This window comes from Chitinophaga sp. Cy-1792 (genome assembly GCF_011752935.1).
Classification (GTDB): domain Bacteria; phylum Bacteroidota; class Bacteroidia; order Chitinophagales; family Chitinophagaceae; genus Chitinophaga.
Genome location: NZ_VWWO01000003.1, coordinates 550,548 through 571,894 on the forward strand (window position 1 = coordinate 550,548; position 21,347 = coordinate 571,894).

Below are 21,347 nucleotides of genomic sequence, written 5' to 3' on the forward strand. Positions count from 1 at the left end.
AAGGTGAAAAGGCTGGCCGTTATGGTCAGCCTTTTTCAATGCAGATAAGAATTTTGTAACAAGAAAATTTTAATTTCCATGAGAACGCCTATCGTTAACTCAAATTTTTTTCGATCCCCGGGCCTGATCCTGCAAATGTTGATGATCTTGCAGGTAATAATCTGTAAACCCGCTTTGGCACAGAACGCACTGTTTAAAGAAAAAGACCTCTCGTCTGCGCTGGAAAAAGCAAAAAAGGAACATAAAGGTCTCTTGTTGTATTGCCATACGAGTTGGTGTGTTCCTTGTCGTGAAATAGAACAGGTAACCCTGAAAGATTCCAGTATTAGTGCGTTAATCCAGGCGAATTATGTACCGCTGTCCTATGATCTTGAAGAGGGATTTGGGATAGATATCGCTAAGAAGTATCGTCTTGTATCGGTACCAACCATCATCATCTTAGATAGTGACCTGAAAGTGCATTTCAGATCTGATAAAATTCCCTATCAGATCGGGGACTTTAAAAAGTTTATCAATAAAGCCATTGCTGCGACGAATGATTCACTAAGTATTGCAAAAGGTATCACAGCTGACTTTAAATTGTCTTATCCTCAATTCTATGAAGATTATTTTAATAAACCGAATGGAACGATGGATAGCAGTGTGGTGGCAAAATATCTTGCAACGCAGACAAACCTTTTCTCAGAAGTTAATTGGGGTGTTATCAGTCTCTTTCCTGTTGATTTTAAGTATTATCAGTTTGTAATTGATAATGCAATTAAATTCAAAAGCCTTTTTGGTGATGAAGTGAGGGATAAAATTTGGGTGAATTTATACAAGAATGGTGGGGATTATGCCAAAAGAAAAGATGTTGCAGGATATACAAAGATATTACATGCATATCTGGCGGTTAGATCATCAAATGACTCCCTGAATTACAAGGATTCGACCATGTACATGATCAAATATTATGCGAAGGCAGGAGACAATTGGGAGGTGTATCAAAACTTAGTTGATGCATATACTACCAGGTATAATATGTCTTACACATATTTTTGGGAGTTGATTATGCAGCAATGTACGCCTCCGGCAATTAACCAATTCTTTTTAAAAGGGATCTCAGCTAAAATGGAACAGATAAATAACCCGGACCGTTATCTGTCATATGGTTTATTACTTCAACGGAACTGTCAGCAGGAGGAAGGTAAAAAATATCTGGAGAAATCACTTAATAATGCTTCAGCAGCGGTAAAAGAGCAATACCAGTCATTGATAAAGAAATGTACTTTACCGGATTGTAATTATTGTAAGTAGAAGGAAGAAATTAATACAAACCCCATCAAAGTCCGGTATTGTTGGTCTTTGATGGGGTTTGTTTATTTAAGTGTTACTCACCAATCATTCCTTTAATCTCGCTCAGTTTCAGCAAAGCCTCTACTGGCGTCAGCCTGTTGATATCAACATGCGTGAGCTTCTCTCTGATATCTTTAAAGGTATCGCTATGTGCATCGAAGATATTCAGTTGAAGTTTCTGTGTTGGCAAAGCAATGTTCTTCACCTGTTGCTGCAAAGCACTGTCGATATGCTTCTCTTCCAGCTGTGCGAGTACTTCATTGGCACGGTTGATCAGCTCTGGCGGCATGCCGGCCATTTTAGCTACATGGATACCAAAGCTATGTCTGCTGCCACCACGTGCCAGTTTACGCAGGAAGATGATCTTATTGCCGGATTCCATATTGGTAATATGGTAATTCTTTACGCGTTTATGCTTGTTCTCCAGCTCATTCAGCTCATGATAGTGGGTGGCAAACAGCGTTTTAGGCTGATGGCCGCTCATGTCATGCAGGTACTCCACAATACTCCAGGCGATAGAGATACCATCGTAAGTGCTGGTACCACGTCCAATTTCATCCAGTATAACCAGGCTCCTTGGCGTGATACTGTTGATGATGCTGGCCGTTTCGTTCATTTCCACCATGAAGGTAGACTCGCCACCACTAAGGTTATCAGAAGCGCCCACCCGGGTGAATATCTTGTCTGTCAGGCCTATTTCCGCACTGCTGGCCGGCACAAAGCTACCCATGTGCGACATCAGCGTGATGAGGGCCGTCTGGCGCAGCAGCGCCGATTTACCACTCATGTTGGGGCCGGTCAGGATGATGATCTGCTGGTCATCTTTATCCAGACTAATGTCATTGCTTACATAGGCTTCGCCCGGCGGTAACCCGCGCTCAATCACCGGATGGCGGCCTTCTTTGATCTGCAGCTCATAGCCATCAGTGATCACGGGGCGGCGGTATTTATACTGCACGGCATTGTGCGCAAAGCAGAGCAGACAATCGAGTCGCGCCAGTATCTGCGCATCTTGCTGTACCGGAGAAATAAACGGTTGCAGTGATGCCAGCAGCTCATCGAAGAGGCGTGTTTCAAGTGCCAGGATCTTATCTTCCGCACCAACAATTTTCTCTTCATATTCCTTCAGCTCCGGCGTAATATAACGTTCCGCATTTGCGAGCGTTTGTTTACGTATCCAGGTGTCAGGAACTTTATTTTTATGGGTATTGGTGACCTCAAGATAGTAGCCGAATACATTGTTGAAGGCAATCTTCAGTGAAGGGATGCCAGTGGCTTCCGACTCTTTCTGTTGTATCTGCAGGAGGTAGTCTTTGCCTTTGGTGGCGATGCCACGCAGTTCATCCAGCTCCGCGTTGATACCATCTTTGATGACGCCGCCTTTGTTGACCAGTACGGGAGGTGTTTCCTGTAACTCGTTCAGGATACGGTCCATGATCTGTACACAGGGGTCCAGTTTTTCGTACAGGCTGCGCAGGTAGTCGGAGAGGGTATTGCCCAGCAGGTCTTTTACGGCCTGCACCTGTTGGAGGGCGCGTGCCAGCTGCATCACCTCGCGTGGATTGATCTTCTTCAGTGGTATTTTGGATACCAGCCTTTCCAGGTCGCCGGTTTGTTTCAGGTGTTGCTCCAGTGCCCTGGCCAGCTCCGTTTCTTTGATCAGGTATTCTACCGTATCAAGACGTTCGTTGATACGGTCTTTATGACGCAGCGGGAATACCAGCCAGCGTTTCAGCAGTCGGGCGCCCATAGGAGTGGAGGTGTTGTCCAGCACTTTCAGGAGGGTATGGCCATTTTCTACGCTGCTGTTGAGCAGTTCCAGGTTACGTACAGTAAAGCGGTCCATCCAGAGGAAATCGTCCTGGTTGATGCGCTGCATACGGGTAATATGCTGGAGGTGCGGGTGTTCTGTGTCTCTGAGATAGTGGAGGGTAGCGCCGGCGGCCACAATGGCGGCAGGCATGCCTTCCACGCCAAAGCCTTTCAGACTATGGGTCTGGAACTGTTTCAAAAGGATTTCTTCCGCATAGGTGGAAGTAAAGATCCATTCTTCCAGGGTATAGGTAAAGAATCGGGAACCAAAGGTGGCTTTAAAGTTTTTCTGCTGCTGACGGGCAAACAGTACTTCTGCCGGACGGAAACTCTGGAGGAGTTTATCCACATATTCAATGCTGCCTTCGGCAACAAAGAATTCGCCGGTAGAGATATCGAGGAAAGATACCCCCGTTACATCACCACCGAAATGGACAGCCGCCAGGAAGTTATTGCTGGCGTTTTCCAGGAGTTTGTCGTTGACGGCCACGCCGGGAGTTACCAGCTCGGTAACGCCGCGTTTTACAATGCCTTTGGCCATTTTGGGGTCTTCCAGCTGGTCGCACACGGCTACACGATAGCCGGCCTTTACCAGTTTATGGAGATAGGTATCCAGCGCATGGTGTGGAAAACCTGCGAGGTCGCCGTTGGATGAACCATTTGCTCTTTTGGTGAGAACAATGCCCAGTACCTGTGCGGCTATAACCGCGTCTTCATTGAATGTTTCGTAAAAATCGCCTACGCGGAACAATAACACAGCATCCGGGTACCTGTCTTTGATAGCCTTGTGCTGTTGCATAAGCGGGGTTTCTGCCGATTTGCTTTTTGCCATGGCGCAAATATATAAAACTCAGTTCATCCTGCTATCTTTGCAGGTAATGAGAAAATTAAGCATGGATGAACTGGGCCGGAAAACAGTAGAAGAGTTTAAGGCCGCAGATAAAACACCAATCGTACTGGTGCTGGATAATATTAGAAGTATGCATAATGTGGGTTCGGTGTTCCGTACGGCAGATGCTTTCCTGATACAGGGTATTATCCTTTGCGGCTATACGCCCGTACCTCCGCACCGCGACATTCATAAAACGGCACTGGGCGCCACTGAAACGGTAGAATGGCAATATGCCACCACTACCATGGAGGCGGTAAAAGACCTCCAGGAAGCGGGTTATCGTGTTCTGGCCATAGAACAGGCTGCCGGCAGTTTTGCGCTGGATACCTTTGAACCTGGCACAGATAAGCCCCTGGCACTGGTTTTCGGCAACGAGGTGAGCGGAGTAGACGCCGAAGTCATGAAAGTGGTAGACGGCTGTATCGAAATCCCGCAACTGGGCATGAAACACTCCCTGAATATTTCCGTGAGCACTGGTATCGTGGTTTGGGATATCTTTGTAAAACTGAAATCGCTCAAAAAATAGGTTAACTGATTAATTTATAAGCTAAAAGCATCTGGAGGGCTATGTATACAACAATTAATAAATATCTGTCGCTGGTAAAGTTCTCACACACCATCTTTGCCATGCCATTTGCATTGATAGGCTTTTTTATGGCGATCACCCAGGGCGGCGGCTCGTTTAGCTGGGCTACCTTTGGCCTGGTAATCGCCTGTATGGTATTTGCCAGAAGTGCTGCCATGGCCTTCAACCGCTGGCTGGATGTGGATATCGACAAACTGAACCCACGTACTGCCAAAAGAGAAATCCCTGCCGGCATCATCACTCCGAAAAACGCCTTGATTTTTATAATTGTAAACGTATTGTTATTCATCGGTACAACATCGTTTATAAACCCTATCTGTCTTTATTTATCGCCTGTAGCATTATTGGTCGTTTTAGGCTATAGCTACACAAAACGATTCACAGCTCTTTGTCATATGGTACTTGGTGTCGGTCTTTCCCTCGCACCGATAGGCGCATACCTGGCTGTTACCGGCCAGTTTGCGGTGTTGCCTGTACTGGTTTCCTGCCTGGTACTCTGTTGGGTATCCGGGTTTGATATCATCTATTCCCTGCAAGACGAAGATTTTGATAAATCACAACACCTGAACTCAATTCCGGCATGGTTGGGGCTTCCCGGCGCATTACGCTTCTCTGAAGTACTGCATATCATTGCAGCTGCCCTGGTCATTACCATCGGTTTACACGGCCATTTCCACTGGATTTACTGGATCGGAGCCGCTGTCTTCATCAGCATGCTGATTTCTCAGCATATGCTGGTAAAACCACATGACCTGAGCCGTATTAATATTATGTTTATGACCACAAATGGTATTGCCAGCGTTGTATTTGCCATTTTTGCCATCGCAGATATGTTAATATTCAGATAGATTAAATATTTTTAGTTAGATAACAGAGAGATTATGCCGCGAATAATGGCCATTGATTATGGTAAGAAAAGAACAGGACTGGCAGTAACAGATCCCCTGCAGCTGATTGCAAGCGGGCTCACTACCGTAGCCACACACGACCTGATTCCTTATCTGAAAAAATATCTGGCCGCCGAACAGGTGGAGAAAATAGTGATAGGAGAACCTAAAAATCTGGATGGTGGCGCAACTGATGCCACCGCCCTCGTCACAGAATGTGTCCGTATCCTGAAAAAGAATTTTCCCGACGTCCCCATCGTAAAGGTCGATGAAAGGTTTACTTCTAAAATCGCCTTCCAGAGCATGATTGCCAGCGGCCTCAAGAAAAAGGACCGCCAGAACAAAGCCCTGGTAGACGAAATCAGCGCTACGATCATTCTACAGGAATTCCTGCAGTCGCAACACTAGGCCTGTCCCAGCCCCCATCGCTGGTTTTCAGGGGAAATTGACTAAATTTGTTATTTAACGCAACTCAAGACACAAGTATCATGATATTACCAATAGTTGCCTATGGGCACCCGGTTTTAAGAAAAGTAGCCGAAGATATTACACCGGATTACCCAGGGTTAAAAGAGCTGATCGCTAACATGTGGCAAACCATGTACGCCTCCAATGGCGTCGGAATCGCCGCCCCACAAATAAATAAAGCAATCCGTCTGTTCGTTGTTGATAGCAAACAGATCATCGATAACCTCGAAGATGATGAAAAAAATGACTATCCTGGTGATAATGGCATCAAAGAGGTATTTATAAACGCACATATTGTTGAAACAGGTGGTGAAGACTGGCCCTACAACGAAGGCTGCCTAAGTATTCCTAAAGTTCGTGAAGATGTTGAACGCGCTGAAACCGTTACCCTTAGCTATGTTGACGAAAACTTTCAGCCACAGCAAAAAACTTTCAAAGGCGTTACTGCCCGCGTAATTCTACATGAATATGACCACATCGATGGTATTTTATTTATCGATCATCTCAAGCCATTGAAACGCAGAATGTTGAAAAGTAAACTGGACGATATAACCAAAGGAAAAGTAAGAGTAGATTATAAAATGTCTTTCCCTAAATAGGAAATTATTTTGTAATGTAAATAAAACCGTTTATTTTGGTTCTATAGAGTTCTACATCCATAAAAGTTTAACATCCATATCCTTTGGGCGCTACGTTAACATACACTGAAGCTGAGCTGGTTCATGGACTCAAAGCCAGAGACGAGCGGATATTCAGCTATTTGTACGATCACTATTCCCCCGCACTATATGGTGTGGCCCTTAAGGTCATTACAGATGAAACCGCCGCAGTAGATATACTTCAGGAAGCATTTGTAAAGATCTGGAGAAGCATCGATAAATACGATGCTTCCAAGGGCCGACTTTTTACCTGGATGCTCAACATCGCCAGGAACACAGCTATAGACAGCCTCCGGTCCAAAGCCTACAAACTGGACCAGAAAATCACCGATATCGACAGCGGTAATCTATTGTCAGATCCTTCACTGGCTGTACACCTCCAGGTAGATCACCTCGGACTGTCAAAAGTCCTCGAACTCCTCCAGCGAGAACAAAGAATCATCATTGACCTGGCTTATTTCAAAGGTTGCACCCAGGAAGAAATCGCAAAAATACTCGACATCCCGCTGGGTACTGTAAAAACCCGCATGCGCAACGCAATTATACAGCTGAGAAGTCTCTTAACACAATTGTAATCCCAGTGGATATAAATCGCTACATAGCATCTGGCATATTAGAAAGTTACGTATATGGCCTGCTTCCCGAAAATGAAAGTACGGAAGTAGAAGTCGTCGCCACGCAATATCCGGAAGTACGTACACTGGTCAATTCCCTGCAACTGGAGAAAGAACGCTACACCCGCGTCTTCTCCGTAGCTCCGCCACCAGAGCTGAAGAACCGCCTGCTCGATATTCTCCAGCACGAAAAAACAACCGAAGGTGAACTAAAATTACCAGAAGAACTTCGGTTAGATAATCCCACCATAGCAACAACACCAGCTCCGGTAACCCCCATAAAAAAATTACCCGCCGACAAAAAAAAAGCACAGAATAAAGCCTGGAAACTCGTAGCAGCAGCCACCATACTGGTGCTCCTGGGTAGTATAGGCATGAACGTGTTCTTTTTCAACAACGGCTCAGACTATAAAGGCCGCTATGAAAAACTCATCGCCGCCAACGATAAATTACAAAAAGCCCGGAACGATCCCGCTAACCAAACCGCCAGCTACAAAGAAAATGGAGAAGATACCGACGTTTCCATGCTGGATAACCCAGCCCTCATTCAGGTGAAGCTGAAAGGTAATGCCAGCCATCCCGGTACTGCCGCCACCGTAGCCTGGAACCCCGTGTCAAAAGAAGTATTCCTGCTCGTCCAGCACCTGCCAGATGCTCCTTCCGGTAAACAATTTCAATTATGGGCCATCAAAGAACACCAAATGCAGGATGCCGGCATCATCAAAACCGATAACGACGGCACCCATAAAATTCAACATATGAAAACTATCCCTGCCGCCGACGCTTTCGCCGTAACACTGGAACCCTCCGGTGGCAGCACTCAGCCTACCATGACCTCCATGTTCATGGCAGCAACTGTTAAAAAATAAATACACCGTTTTACAGATATATGTGAAGTTTGAGTAACACCAATTCCCGTAGTAACCACACAAGACACTCCTTAACCAACAACAATGTTGATAATGATGCTATTCCCCGATAGCTGTCATAGCTGATCATGTGCAATGACCGATAACGCATCCCATTATTAACAACCGAAATCCCGGCTGCTATGCCGACAAATCCTGTATGTCACAGACATATCAGCCCTTGAATATGCTTATTAAAACCAAATCATAATGAAGCATAATGAACCCAATGCCGGTGAGCAACTAACTGCTCCCGCCCAAGAATCCTCTCCTATGGAGGAATCCAAAGGTACGTCCTGGAAACTCGTCGCCACAGGAGCTTTCCTCCTGCTGGTAGTAAGCCTTATTCTTAACTATGTCTTCTTTAATCGATGGAAAGAATTCCGCGACTATAAAGACAAATACCAGGCATTACTGCTCTCTCACAACTCCATCATGTCCGACACCAAATCACGTATGGAGAAACTCGAACAATCACTTGATATCATCCAGGACCCTGCTGTGATGAAAGTGAAAATGCCAGGTACTAAAGCATTCCCGCAAGCAGTGGCTACCGTATTCTGGAACACCCAAAGCAAACAGGTTTACCTGAAAGTTAACAACCTGCCGGAACCAGCATCCGACAAACAATACCAGCTCTGGGCTATCATAGATGGTAAACCAGTAGATATGGGCGTATTCGAAATGGGTGATACCGCCAAACTCCTCCAGAAAATGAAGGAAACAGGTACCGTTCAGATGTTCGCCGTTACCCTCGAGAAAAAAGGTGGTGCACTGCAACCAACCCTCGAACAAATGTATGTAGCCGGAAAAATCCCAGGCTGATAAATAAGTTGTTTTTCTCTCTGAATATAAAAGCTGGTAAAAATGCTTCGTCATTTTTACCAGCTTTTTCTTTTTTAATGAACAGTTTTTTGCATTTTTCTTGCCTAAACCCCGCATTTTACACAAATTTTAACGCAACCCCACCCACAGCCATTATGTTACTTATTGCAATTCATTAAATTGCGGTATGTTCAATTTCCTGAAAAGTATAACTGTCACTGTTACTATTTGCTGCTGCCTACAACCCGTTCTCGCCCAGGATACTGCCCACTATCGCGGCATGACCGTCAATCTGGATGAAGTAACCGTAGCCGCTAAAAGAATCGGATTTGATGTAAACAGCTTTATAAGAAGAGTTGAAGAAGATACGACCTTTTACCGCGCATTTAAAAACCTCCATATCGTAGGCTTCACCGGCGATAATGATATCCGCATCTTCGATAAAAAAGGAAATGTACAGGCTTCGCTAAAAAGTACCACCACCCAGACCATGAACGGCCGTTGCCGTACCATGAACATCAACGACGAAAAAGTAACCGGCGACTTCTACGACCGAAAAGGAAACTATAACTACTATACTGCCGAACTCTATGGCAACCTGTTCTTCACGAAAGGAACCGTTTGCGTGGATGAAAATGGTGAATCGCCCGACCACTCCAGCGGTAGCCTGGCACGGCATAAAGCACAGTTAAAACAGCTGATATTCAATCCCGGTAAACCCGTGCGCGGTGTGCCTATCGTGGGGAACAAGGTGGCGATATTCAGCTACGACATGCAGCGTTACTACAACTTCTCCATCAAATCAGAAGATTATGTAACCGGTGTCCCATGCTATGTATTTACGGCCAAAGCCAAGCCTGGTCTGAACCGCCTCGATAAAGGTGAAATCGTTATTGATGAACTGATTACCTGGTTTAATAAAGATAATTTTGAAATAGTAGGTAGAAAATATGCACTGTCCTACAAAACAATGCTCTTCGATTTTAATGTGCAGATGAATGTCCAGATGACCAAAGTAAATGATCTGCTCATTCCTGCGCTCGTTACCTACGCAGGCTCCTGGGATGTTCCCTTCAAAAAGAGAGAAACTGCCGCTTTTATCGCGAAATTCTATAATTTCTCAAAGTAAAATTCACTGCTGTTACCTTCCCCGCCCGAAAGACGAACAGATAAAGTTAATATCGGCTGAAAGCCCCCGCGCGCAGCGCGGAACCCAACAAACCGATACCGAAGGTATCGGTTTCAATACTCGCTATAAGCATACAATACCTACTCATCTCCCTAAAACAAATATTATTAATACACCACACTCACCGTACCTGTGATATGCACCGGGAGGAAAGTATTTCCATCTATATAATCCACGATATAAACATAGGTCGTCATTTGTACCGGCTTGCCGCCAAACGTACCACGCCAGCCCACCTGCGGATCGGTGGAATAGAATATCAGGTTGCCCCAGCGGTTGTAAATGCTCATGGTGAACTTCGATACAGCGCCCTTATAAATTGGCCGGAATACATCGTTCCGCCCATCGCCATTGGGACTGAAAGCATTCGGGAAGTGCATGTCGCCACTACAGTCTTTAAATCTTACGACCACAGAATCTGTCGTTCTCCCACATTCATTATGGCCCGTAATGCTGAACAGCCCGGTTTTTGTAATGCTTAGGAAGGAAACCTGTGAGCTGTCCTGCCATTTATAATCCCCGCCGGCGCCGCTTGGGTACAGATGATAGGTTTCTCCGATGCACAACGTTGTATCTGGTCCCAGGTTAGCCCTCAGCGTATCAGCATAACTGACGCGTATGGTGTCTGAAGATTCACATCTTCCTATCTGCGCATGCACATAATAATTGCCGGTTTTGGTAACGTAATAGGTGGCCTGATCGGATTTGTCCTGCCAGGTATAGCTGCCATTACCGAAATCGGCGGTCAGCACCAGGAAATTACCCACGCAGAGGGTGGTGTCATTACCCAGGTTGATCTTCTTTAAGCGGTTATAATTCACGAAAATCGTATCCACGACACTGCAGGTATGATTGATTTCTACCAGCGCCCATACGTTACCTTCACTGCTGACAGTAACGGCTGGCGTAGTAGCACCGGTGCTCCACAACCAGGCGGTAGCTTCCGGTACATCGGGTGCAATCCTCACCGATTCACCCGGACATAACAACGTATCAGGTCCTAATGAAAAAGGATATTCCGGCCCTGTAAAAGTGATCGTTTTCTGATGAAATTGCTGCGGACAACCTTTAGGCGTCACCGTTACAGAATAGGTGCCGGAAGTATTTACTTCCTGTGTAGGCTCTGTGTTGCCCGTATTCCAGAGATAGGTACAGTTCTGACTGGTGGCATCCAGCTGTATATGCTCATTGGTACAGAGCACCAGGTCAGGGCCCAGGTCGATGGTAGGTATAGGCGTATAAAATATATTGACGGAGTCGCGAATAAGGCAGCCATTGACTTTTAGCTTATAGGTAGTCATGGTATCCGCCAGGATGGAGGATTGCGTGGAGCTGTCCTGCCACAAATAGCTGGCGCCCGGGATTACAGGGCCCTGTATCAATAGGGTACTGCCTTCACAAAGGGTGACATCGTCCGGGCCAAAGTCAAATACGACCGGTGTCACAATGGTGATTGTTTGTGTGGTTGTATCAGGAACTCCTTTTCGCCATACTACCAGCGTAATGGTAAATGTTGTGGTATTGTTATAGATATGGAAAGGCCTGATTTTACTGGATGTATCTTTTGTGGTGCTTGCGGGATCACCGAAGTCCCATCGTACGGAGTCGATACCAGTGGTGTCTTTGATTACGCAAAAGACGCTGTCGTTGATACAAGTGCTGGATGTCGTGAAAGGATGTTGTCCCTGCGCGGAGGCAAATAGTGGTAACAGTACTACAGTAGCCGTTATCAGGAAAATGTATTTCAAAAGACTACAAGGTATTTTGGATAGGTCTCTCATGTAAAGTGACATGGTATTATGTCACTAAATTATTAAAAAAAATAATGTGATTCAATAGGTCGGGGAAAGAATAAACATTAAATAATATCGTTCCTGCCCCGAAGGGGCGGAAAAAACAAGGTCGGCAGCGAAGCTGCCGACCTTGTTTTTTCCTTGCTGGTAAAGGATTCGGTGGGTAAAAATAAAGCGGGAGTTCCGATTATTCGGAACTCCCGCTAATATTATAAATAATTAAGTTAGGATTACTCTTCCCATTTAGCCCCCGGCTCGCCTTTATCTTCCAGTGGCCTTGCGGTGGTATATCGCTTCCATTTTTCGAGGACAGTGGTAAAGTCTGATGGCATCGGACTTTCGAAATACATCTGCTTGCGGGTACGCGGATGGATAAATCCGAGCTGCTGTGCGTGCAGTGCATGTCTTGGCATGATCTCGAAGCAGTTTTCCACAAATTGCTTATACTTGGCAAATACGGTACCTTTTACGATACGGTCGCCACCGTAGGTGTCATCATTAAAGAGGGAGTGGCCAATATGTTGCATATGTACCCTGATCTGGTGGGTGCGGCCGGTTTCGAGTCGGCATTCCACCATGGTTACATAATTGAATCTTTCCAGGACGCGGTAATGTGTGATTGCTTCTTTACCATATTCACCGTCAGGGTAGGCGTCCATGATTTTGCGGAGGCGCTGGTGACGGCCTACGTGTGCTACCACGGTACCTTCATCTTCCTTAAAATCACCCCATACAAGGGCGATATAGCGACGGTGTACGGTATGATCGAAGAATTGCTTCGCCAGGTCGCTCATGGCCTTGTCTGACTTGGCAATCACGAGCAGACCGCTGGTATTTTTATCGATACGGTGTACCAGTCCGAAACGTGGCAGCTCAGGCTCTACAGGCTGGGTTTTGTCGCCCAGGTACCATGCGAGACCATTTACCAGCGTACCGTTGCGGTTGCCGCAACCAGGATGTACCACCAGGCCCGCAGGCTTATCGATGACCATAACATCCTCATCTTCATACACAATATTTAAAGGAAGCTCTTCCGGTATAAGTTCGGTGCTTTCCGGGTTTTTATTGGAAAAAACGACAATACGGTCCAGTGGTCGGATTTTATAATTCGACTTTACCGGTTTATCGTTTACCAGTACCATTTCGCCATCAAGGGCCTGTTGTATTTTATTGCGGGTGGCGCCTTCGATACGGGCGGTAAGGAATTTATCAATACGGACAGGGTCCTGGCCCTTGTCTACAGTCATATTGATCTTTTCATATAATTCCTCACTGCCATCCCCGTTTTCCAGCTCATCTTCCAGTTCCAGCAATTCTTCAGCCATTAGTTCAAATTTTTGCAAAGGTACGTATCTTTGCGGGCTAAAAGCCAGGGACTAAAGGCAAAAGCTATGAGTAAGCAACAGATTGTAGTCAGAGACCTTGGGAAGATGGATTATCAGCAGGCCTGGGACTTCCAGGAGCAGCTGCTGAAGGAAAACGTAGCAAAGAAAGCCACTGCCGTAGATATCTTCCCTAAGCCAACCACCAATTATCTCCTTTTTGTAGAACACCCACCTGTATATACGATCGGGAAAAGCGGACATATGGAAAACCTCCTGCTGTCTAAAGACCAGCTGGAAGAGGAGGGTATTGGGTTCTTCAATACCAACCGTGGCGGCGATATTACCTTTCATGGGCCAGGTCAGATTGTAGGTTATCCGATTATTGATCTGGAGAATTTTTTTACAGATATTGGCAAATATCTCCGGTTTTTGGAAGAAACCATCATCCGAACCATTGGTGATTATGGCGTAACAGGGGATCGCTCACCCGGCGAAACCGGCGTTTGGCTGGACCCGCAGGATAAGGCCAAAGCGCGTAAGATCTGTGCGATGGGTGTACGTTGCTCACGTTGGGTAACCATGCACGGCTTTGCCTTGAATGTTAATACCCCTTTATCCTATTTTGGAAATATCGTTCCTTGCGGTATTGCGGATAAGCAGGTGGCCGCTTTGAACCAGGAAGTAGGCCATGATGTGGATATTGCCGAAGTAAAAGCGAAGCTGATCAAGCACTTTAGCGACGTTTTTGATGCAGAGATGATATAGATTTTTTGTTGTAATATTTTTCCGGAAGGTCAGTTTCTACGGTGTAGAGACTGACCTTTTTTGTTGCAGTCTGATAGCTGGAGTATCAAACTGATATTGTTATAATCAATTTAAAATCAATGTTATAAATATTATGTATTAACGCTGTATTAACAGTGGTGTAAACTGGTTTTTTGTTACTTCGGGATAATTAACCAGTTACACTATTTAGCATTTAAATTTTTAATATAACAATGACTACCGAGGCTAACATTACAATAACAAAGCGCGAAGGGAAAATTACCTTCATATCTGTCAGTATGCCAATTTGGACTAAATGGAATGATTTCGGGAATTTATCTGTAAACATCCCATTACTAGGCATTGAAACCATAGCAAAAGATGGAAATGATGCAGAAAAAGCAATTGAGGAAGCAATAATTTCTTTTTGTGTAATTGCTGAAAAATTTGGTCAGGGCATTGAAAAAGAATTACAGGTGCTTGGATGGCAGCTTGCTGGGGATGATAATTTAGAATACGGCATTAATGATGCTGATGCGGTTTTAGAAAGCATTTTCAGAACCGGTGAAAACTACGTAAACCCTCATTTGAAATTAGAACTGGCAGCATAATTTAAACAAAATGGCAGATATTTATTATCCTACTGTATCAACAGCCTTTATTTTAGCATGTGTTAAAGCTAGTGGTAAGCTAGAGAAGGATGGTATTATTAAGATTGGTAAAACCACAAATATTATTTTAGCAGGGCCGCAAGCAATATTTAAAAGAACCTGTACTTTCAGAGAACTTGAAGCTGGAGAATTAACCTATGAAAATGCTACAGGTTTGGCTATCCGTTTAGGATTTATGGGCAAATTATTAGATTGGTTATATGAGCATAAGAATTGGAAAGATGGGGCCTATTTAGAGAAAGCAGTATAAATTATTTAGCTTATTCCCGGAACAACAAAGCGAGTATAATATTTTTCCGGAAGGTCAGTTTCTACGCGGTAGAGACTGGCCTTTTTTGTTGCAGTCTGATAGTTGGAGTGTCAAACTGATATTGTTATAATCAATTTAAAATCAATGTTATAAATATTATGTATTAACAAGTTATTAACTGGTAGATGATAACAATTTTTGTTATTTCGGGGAGAATAGAAAAGGATAATTATTGTTTTTAAACCTTAAATAAATCTCCCATTATGGACAATTTAAAAGTTAAACCTCACCCCGAACCAATGCCTCTCCCGCGCCCACGCTCAGAAATGAACGTATTTGAGCAAATGTTGTGGGATCAGCGCAGAATACATCACGCTGTCGAAAATCGAATACCGTTATCAGCGTTAACAGATATCAAATTTGAAAAATTAAACTTTAAAATTTCACCATATGAAACCATGGATGTTATACGCCGTAGAATGTACAAGTGACGATGAATGTAGTTTCAGTACTACTGCAGGGGTGATTTACAAAGTGGCATTCAGCGATTATTACCTTTATGACTGTGTGGATAATGAAGTGAAATGTAAAACAATCGTTCTTTCACGAGAACCTCCAAATGTCCGAGGTATGGGATGCAACTACAAAGATGAGCGGGTGTTTCCAACCATTGGTTCAATTATCATGAGGTATTTGGAAAACAACCCGGATGAAGCTGTAGTGTTTCTTTGCGATAATAGGGATAAACTCGCCAAGGCAAGATTTCGCTTATTTGACAGGTGGTTTAATTCACAAAGGAAAATACTTACAAAATCCGATACAAATGAAAAACATCATTTAGACGATTTTTGTGCTTCTATTTTTATGAGAAGGGATAACCTTGCAGGGCCATATTATAAGGATGCTTTCCGCTGGACCCTGGAGAGGTGCTTCCCGGAGGAAATCTGGTATCCCGTCAATGATGAGGAGTGGTTCATGCACCAGGATGCAAATGACAATGGTGAGTTTCCCTTTCACGTAAATTAACACAACGATACCCCACAAAAAAAGCGGTCTCTACTCAGTAGCGACCGCTTTTTTATCTATATAAAAAAAATTACATCTTATAGTTCAGTGGAATAAAGAAGTTCCATTTTTCTTTCAGTTTCCCTTCTTCAAATAATTCGAAGTTAAACCAGCCGGCATGGAGGAAGATGGCTTTTTCCAGGATCAGAGAGGCGAGTTTTACATGCTCGATTTCAAAGAGGAAGGTGCCACCTGCTTCGTAGAACTTAATACTGTAGTGCTTTTTAGGGGCATCCGGCAGTTTGATGTTCACGTTACCATCGGCGGTGGTATATACGAAATTGGAAGGGTGCCATACGATACGTTCCGGCTCCTTGTTTTCCTGCTCTTTGCCACGAAGGCCGCGGGCTGCGTCCTTAATATCTGCATACTGGAGCTTCTGGTCGGCACGGATGGTGCTGTCGCTCAGTGCCAGTATGGTTTTACTGTACAGGAAACGGCCATTATTGAAGAGAATGAACAGGCGATAGTAGTTGGTACCTGGCAATGGTTTATTATCCTGGTAATTGTTTCGCTGCTGATTCGGATCTTTTACATATCCGATGGTATTAAAATTCAATACGCTGTCCAGCGAGCGCTGAACCCCTATTTCTTTAACGTCGCGGAAGCCGGAAATAAATTCCAGCGATATTTTGCCGGTTTTGATTACCGCAGAAAACTCTGGTAGTACAGGCAATCTGATGCCTGATTCGTCCTGCGCGCTTACATTCAAAGCTGTTAAAATAAATATCCCGATTGCAACAGAAAATCGCACGATCTGCTTCATACTTGTTATACCCTATCTCTTATAAGTTGGCAAAAATACACTAGTCGTCAAATATAACGAACTGTTTTTAAAATGATAAACGTCCGGGAGGTTGGGAGCGGTTGCCCTGGAGTCCGCCGGTATGTATCATTAAAATACGGCTGTTGTCCGGAAAGTATTGCTGGTTGAGTAATTCAGCACAAGCCATCAAGGTCTTTCCGGTATAAATGACGTCTGTAGGAATGCCAGTTTCTAAGAAAAATTTATTCATGAACGTGATTAAGTCCTCATTTATTTTACCGTAGCCTCCACCGTGATGGGTGGTGTCCAGTTCCCAGGTGGCGGCAGGTGCCTGCCTTAGCAGCGACCGGATCTCTGTTTCCAGGTAGGATGCACCTTTCAGCACGGATACGGCGATGACATGCTGTCCGGCCGTAGCTGCATTGATAATACCGGCTACGGTGGTGCCGGTACCACAGGCACAGATAATGTGGGTATAGCTGCTGGCCGGACATAGCTGCAGAATTTCTTCACAACCCTTTGCGCCGGCGGCATTATGCCCCCCTTCGGGTATAACATAGCCTTCCTGCAGCAGTTGCTGGTGCAGGGGATGGCCGGGCTGTTGCATGTCCCTGTAGGTGCTTCGGCTGATAAATCGCAGTTCCATGCCGTTGGCGGCTGCCATGGCCATGGTGGCGTTGGTGTCTGCACTAATTTCTTCTCCACGGATAATACCAACGGCGGTAAGCCCCGCATCGCGGCAGGCGGCGGCGGTAGCGGCAATATGATTGGAGAATGCCCCGCCAAAGGTGATGATCGTCTGTTGGCCAGCCTCTTTTGCCGCCAGCAGATTGTATTTCAGCTTAAACCATTTATTGCCGGAGATCTCCATATGCAGCTTGTCCAGCCGGAGTATGTCCAGGTGAACAGAGGAGGGAAGCCAGGAAGGCTGTACCGGCTCAATGGTTATTTTGCTGTAATCAGGCATGGCTGCGAAAATAAGGCATTAAAAAGAGACGGGCGCAATGGTCATAAAAAGATGCCATTGCGCCCGTATTATAAAGTTAGCTTGATAAGCTGTTGATTATTCTCCGGTCAGGAACCCGCCTTTGCCGCGGTAAAGTTTTACTGGTTTGTCCAGTTTTACTTTCAGTACGGTGACATATTTGTCTTGTACTGCTTCAGGTACGTCGATGTAAACGAGTCCTGGTACAGGGCTCCAGGAGATTTTGCCTACTACTTTGTGGCTAAGTTTGGTACCGTTGCCGACAACAGAGACATCCTGGATTTTATTGTCGAGGCCTTTTATCATTACCTGGCCGCTGGTTTTCGCCGGGAGGAACAGGTAAAGGGTGGAGGAGTCTTTAGACAGGGTGGTAGGGCCATAGAAGTGGCCTTGCGGGATACCGCCGATGGTGTTGAATACAGCTTCGCCGTTTTTCTTGTTCCAGGCGCCGAGTTCTTTGAGCACGTTCACTTCTTCTGCCGGGATGGTACCATCCGCTTTAGGGCCGATGTCGAGGAGGAGGTTACCGCCATTGCTGACAGCATCTACGAAGATGGTAATGATTTCGTAGGGTGTTTTCCAGTTGGTATCCTGTGGCTGCCATCCCCAGTTGTTGTTGATGGTCATGCAGAGTTCCCACCAGTTGTAGTGCGGGCGGGTAACCGGGAAGTTCTGTTCCGGGGTATCGTAGTCGCCATAGCCTTGCAGGCGTCCGTTGATGATGGTGTTGGGGTTATGTGTCAACAGCATGTTGCGCATTTTCTGCGCTTCCCACTCATCAGCACTGTGTTCCCAGTCGCCATCGAACCACCAGAGGTCGGGGTTGAAGTTATTCATCACTTCCGCCATCTGACCTTCGTAGAACTGGAGGAATTTCTGCCATCTGGCGGGATCCTTTTTAATATCGTAGCGGCTGGAATCTTTCAGGAAACCAGGATAATTGACGTTAGACCAGTCTATTAAAGAAAAATAGGCACCACATTTGATGCTGTCGCGGCGCAAAGCGGCATAGAACGGGGTGAGGACATCTCTTTTTGCCGGTGTACTGTTTGCGACATCGAGTTTACTTAATTTGCTATCCCACAGGGCTACACCGTCGTGGTGTTTGGTAGTCATCACAGCGTATCTGGCGCCGGATTCCTTGATGAGGTCTGCCCATTCCTGGGGATTATATTTATCAGCAGTAAATCCTTTTAGCTGAGCCATATAATCAGGATAAGCTATTTTTTTGTTGTGGAAAGACCATGATTCGTCGATTCCGTTGACAGAATAGATACCCCAGTGGATAAAGATGCCGAGTTTGGCGTCTGCGAACCACTGCATTTTGTTGTGGATATCGGCTGGATTTGTTTTCTGTTGTGCGTTTGCTGCAGTAAAAAGCTGTAAGGCACAGGCACTTAGCAAGAAGAGTCTTCTCATTGTTCCGTTTAAATTAGTCCTAAAATATCTCTTAAACTTAAAAAGAAACTGTGAAAATAGTTTTTTAGGATTAAATTTAGCGCCGATTATTTAGGATAAATAATTGAAAATTATAAAACTAATATTCACAAATGCAACCGACTTTATTGATTTTGGCGGCCGGTATGGCCAGTCGTTATGGCAGTTTGAAGCAAATCCAGCAATTTGGCCCCAGCGGTGAAACTATCATCGATTACTCTATTTACGACGCTATCCGCGCCGGTTTTGGAAAGATTGTATTTATCATCCGCGAGAATTTCGCAGCGGAGTTTAAAGAAATCTTTGAACCTAAGCTGAAAGGTCGGGTAGCTACGGATTATGTTTACCAGGAAATGGATGCCTTTGTTGGCGACCACCAGGTACCTGCCGACAGAACTAAGCCATGGGGTACTGCACATGCGATTTTATGCGCCAAAAATGCGATCAATGAGCCGTTTGCAGTTATCAATGCAGACGACTTTTATGGCGCTGATTCATTTGTAAAAATGGCGGCATTCCTGAATGGCGAATGCAAATCAGATATCTACAGCGTTGTAGGTTATGAGCTGGGTAAAACAATTTCTGAGCATGGCTCTGTATCCCGCGGCGTATGTGCGGTGGATGGTGCAGGTTTCCTGTCAGCAATTAACGAGCGTACAAAAATTTATACTGATAATGGCCAGATCGTTTACGAAGAAGCAGATGGAAGCAAACATCCGCTGTCTCCGGAAACACCGGTTTCTATGAACTTCTGGGGCTTTGATCCTAGTGTGTTCGAGCTGAGCCAGGATTTATTCAATGAATTCCTGGATAAAAACCTCGGCAATCCAAAGGCAGAATTCTTTATTCCTATTGTTGCCGACGAGTTTATCCGTCGTAATAAAGGGAAAGTGAAAGTGCTGCCTACCAGTTCTCAGTGGTTTGGTGTAACCTACAAAGAGGATGCACCAGGCGTACAGGCGAGCCTGTCTGAGCTGGTTGCGAAAGGAGCATATCCCAACAATTTATGGAAATAATGCCCAACAAAATGATCCTTCAGGCTTTTGGACTTGAGCCTGAAGGATTAAATGTCCGAAGATTCGGATCTGGACACATCAACAACACTTTTCTGCTGGAAAAGAAGGACGATGGAAGCAAATACGTTCTGCAAAAAATCAATGTGAATGTATTCAGGGAACCAGGTATTATTGCCGCTAACCAAAGAATGGCAGCAGATTATCTGGCCGCAAATCATCCGGGGTATCTGTTTATCACGCCCATTCCCACAACAACAGGTGATGAGCTTTATGTGATCGACAACGAATACTGGCGTATGATCCCCTTCATTGCCGACTCAGTAACGGTAGATCAGGCTGATAACCCAAAGCAGGCTTACGAAGCCGCCAGGCAGTTCGGGCGGATGGCCAGTTACCTTTCGGGAATCGATCTGAAGCCGTTTAAAGCCTCTATTCCGAATTTCCACAATCTGACCTTGCGTTATGCCGCCTTTCAGGAAGCTATCCGCAACGCCGACGAAGAAAGGAAATCAGCAGCAGAAGAGATGATTGAAGAATTCCTCCGCTATTCAGACATTGCAGTGACGTATGAACAGCTGAAAACAAACCCGGAATTCAGGGACCACCTGATGCACCACGATACCAAAATCAATAACGTATTGCTGAATAAGGATACTTTCGAAGGTATATGTGTTTGCGACCTGGATACACTGATGCCCGGTAAAATTATCTCCGACCTTGGCGACATGATCAGAACTTATGTTTGCCCGGTATCAGAAGAAGAAAAAGATTTCAGCCTTATCGTTATCCGCGATGACTATTTCGAAGCCCTCATGCAGGGATACCTCGAAGAAATGGGCGGAACTTTAACCAAAGTAGAAAAGGAGCAGCTGCTCTTCTCTGGAAAGTTCATGATCTACATGCAAGGTATACGCTTCCTGACCGATTACTTAAATGGAGATGTGTATTACCCGATCAAGTATCCAACTCATAATTTTGATCGCGCTAAAAATCAGCTGACACTACTACAGCGATTGATCGAAAAACAAGATGTATTGCAGGCTATCATCGACAAATGCCTGCACGTCAGTGAACAGGTTTAGAAAGTGAACAAAAGAAATGA

At 45.1% G+C, this 21,347-nt stretch carries 21 protein-coding genes; 15 read left to right on the plus strand and 6 right to left on the minus strand.

The annotated features are described in order from the left end of the window. Nucleotides 1-78: 78 nt before the first annotated feature. A complete protein-coding gene (locus F3J22_RS27580) occupies nt 79-1,293 on the plus strand; it encodes a thioredoxin family protein (RefSeq protein WP_167021203.1) in 1,215 nt (404 codons plus the stop codon). A 73-nt stretch (nt 1,294-1,366) separates the two neighbouring features. On the opposite strand, the gene mutS is transcribed toward F3J22_RS27580, so the two are convergent. Continuing rightward, entirely contained in the window at nt 1,367-3,943 is a 2,577-nt protein-coding gene (gene mutS / locus F3J22_RS27585) for a DNA mismatch repair protein MutS (protein WP_240155220.1), read from the minus strand. 79 nt (nt 3,944-4,022) lie between these two features. Here mutS and F3J22_RS27590 point away from each other — a divergent pair, with 79 nt between their 5' ends. From F3J22_RS27590 to F3J22_RS27625, 8 genes are all read left to right on the plus strand, one after another. Continuing rightward, nucleotides 4,023-4,562, plus strand: coding sequence for an RNA methyltransferase (locus F3J22_RS27590; protein WP_167021205.1), 540 nt, complete (start codon nt 4,023-4,025; stop codon nt 4,560-4,562). A 41-nt stretch (nt 4,563-4,603) separates the two neighbouring features. Further along, entirely contained in the window at nt 4,604-5,470 is an 867-nt protein-coding gene (locus F3J22_RS27595) for a UbiA-like polyprenyltransferase (RefSeq protein ID WP_167021206.1), read from the plus strand. Between the two features lie 33 nt (nt 5,471-5,503). Continuing rightward, on the plus strand, nt 5,504-5,917 hold the full coding sequence (gene ruvX, locus F3J22_RS27600) for a Holliday junction resolvase RuvX (RefSeq protein WP_167021207.1): 414 nt from the start codon (nt 5,504-5,506) through the stop codon (nt 5,915-5,917). 80 nt (nt 5,918-5,997) lie between these two features. Next, nucleotides 5,998-6,576 (plus strand): peptide deformylase, encoded by a 579-nt coding sequence (def, locus tag F3J22_RS27605; RefSeq protein WP_167021208.1) that lies wholly within the window; start codon nt 5,998-6,000, stop codon nt 6,574-6,576. An 83-nt stretch (nt 6,577-6,659) separates the two neighbouring features. Next, complete coding sequence (locus F3J22_RS27610) at nt 6,660-7,211, plus strand: RNA polymerase sigma factor (protein WP_167021209.1); 552 nt, start codon at nt 6,660-6,662, stop codon at nt 7,209-7,211. A gap of 5 nt (nt 7,212-7,216) precedes the next feature. After that, nucleotides 7,217-8,119, plus strand: a complete 903-nt coding sequence (locus tag F3J22_RS27615; RefSeq protein WP_167021210.1) for an anti-sigma factor — start codon at nt 7,217-7,219, stop codon at nt 8,117-8,119. Between the two features lie 249 nt (nt 8,120-8,368). Then, nucleotides 8,369-8,983 carry an anti-sigma factor domain-containing protein gene (locus tag F3J22_RS27620; RefSeq protein WP_167021211.1) on the plus strand — a complete coding sequence of 205 codons (615 nt, stop codon included), beginning with the start codon at nt 8,369-8,371 and terminating at the stop codon, nt 8,981-8,983. Between the two features lie 187 nt (nt 8,984-9,170). Continuing rightward, nucleotides 9,171-10,112 carry an outer membrane lipoprotein-sorting protein gene (locus tag F3J22_RS27625; RefSeq protein WP_167021212.1) on the plus strand — a complete coding sequence of 314 codons (942 nt, stop codon included), beginning with the start codon at nt 9,171-9,173 and terminating at the stop codon, nt 10,110-10,112. 167 nt (nt 10,113-10,279) lie between these two features. On the opposite strand, the gene F3J22_RS27630 is transcribed toward F3J22_RS27625, so the two are convergent. Together F3J22_RS27630 and F3J22_RS27635 are read right to left on the minus strand one after the other, a co-directional pair. Further along, on the minus strand, nt 10,280-11,920 hold the full coding sequence (locus tag F3J22_RS27630) for a gliding motility-associated C-terminal domain-containing protein (protein WP_167021213.1): 1,641 nt from the start codon (nt 11,918-11,920) through the stop codon (nt 10,280-10,282). A 275-nt stretch (nt 11,921-12,195) separates the two neighbouring features. Beyond that, nucleotides 12,196-13,290 (minus strand): RluA family pseudouridine synthase, encoded by a 1,095-nt coding sequence (locus F3J22_RS27635; RefSeq protein WP_167021214.1) that lies wholly within the window; start codon nt 13,288-13,290, stop codon nt 12,196-12,198. 66 nt (nt 13,291-13,356) lie between these two features. Between F3J22_RS27635 and lipB the strand changes: the two genes are divergently transcribed. From lipB to F3J22_RS27655, 4 genes are all read left to right on the plus strand, one after another. Further along, nucleotides 13,357-14,055 (plus strand): lipoyl(octanoyl) transferase LipB, encoded by a 699-nt coding sequence (gene lipB, locus F3J22_RS27640; protein ID WP_167021215.1) that lies wholly within the window; start codon nt 13,357-13,359, stop codon nt 14,053-14,055. Between the two features lie 233 nt (nt 14,056-14,288). Beyond that, a complete protein-coding gene (locus F3J22_RS27645) occupies nt 14,289-14,666 on the plus strand; it encodes a hypothetical protein (RefSeq protein WP_167021216.1) in 378 nt (125 codons plus the stop codon). Nucleotides 14,667-14,676: 10 nt separating this feature from the next. Next, on the plus strand, nt 14,677-14,976 hold the full coding sequence (locus F3J22_RS27650; protein ID WP_167021217.1) for a hypothetical protein: 300 nt from the start codon (nt 14,677-14,679) through the stop codon (nt 14,974-14,976). 450 nt (nt 14,977-15,426) lie between these two features. Further along, the gene (locus tag F3J22_RS27655; RefSeq protein ID WP_167021218.1) at nt 15,427-16,002 is read left to right on the plus strand and encodes a DUF6169 family protein; all 576 of its coding nucleotides are present in this window, start codon (nt 15,427-15,429) and stop codon (nt 16,000-16,002) included. 70 nt (nt 16,003-16,072) lie between these two features. Here F3J22_RS27655 and F3J22_RS27660 read toward each other — a convergent pair whose 3' ends face one another. The 3 genes from F3J22_RS27660 to F3J22_RS27670 form a co-directional block, all read right to left on the minus strand. Continuing rightward, on the minus strand, nt 16,073-16,807 hold the full coding sequence (locus F3J22_RS27660) for a hypothetical protein (protein ID WP_167021219.1): 735 nt from the start codon (nt 16,805-16,807) through the stop codon (nt 16,073-16,075). A gap of 67 nt (nt 16,808-16,874) precedes the next feature. Continuing rightward, nucleotides 16,875-17,774: a 1-aminocyclopropane-1-carboxylate deaminase/D-cysteine desulfhydrase gene (locus tag F3J22_RS27665; protein ID WP_167021220.1), complete on the minus strand. Its 900-nt coding sequence runs from the start codon at nt 17,772-17,774 to the stop codon at nt 16,875-16,877. Between the two features lie 96 nt (nt 17,775-17,870). Then, on the minus strand, nt 17,871-19,211 hold the full coding sequence (locus F3J22_RS27670; RefSeq protein WP_167021221.1) for an alpha-L-fucosidase: 1,341 nt from the start codon (nt 19,209-19,211) through the stop codon (nt 17,871-17,873). A 131-nt stretch (nt 19,212-19,342) separates the two neighbouring features. On the opposite strand from F3J22_RS27670, the gene F3J22_RS27675 reads away from it, so the two are divergent. Continuing rightward, a complete protein-coding gene (locus tag F3J22_RS27675; RefSeq protein ID WP_167021222.1) occupies nt 19,343-20,245 on the plus strand; it encodes a sugar phosphate nucleotidyltransferase in 903 nt (300 codons plus the stop codon). Continuing rightward, nucleotides 20,245-21,327: a phosphotransferase enzyme family protein gene (locus tag F3J22_RS27680; protein ID WP_240155222.1), complete on the plus strand. Its 1,083-nt coding sequence runs from the start codon at nt 20,245-20,247 to the stop codon at nt 21,325-21,327. Before F3J22_RS27675 ends, F3J22_RS27680 begins: the two co-directional genes overlap by 1 nt. The last annotated feature ends 20 nt before the right edge of the window (nt 21,328-21,347 follow it).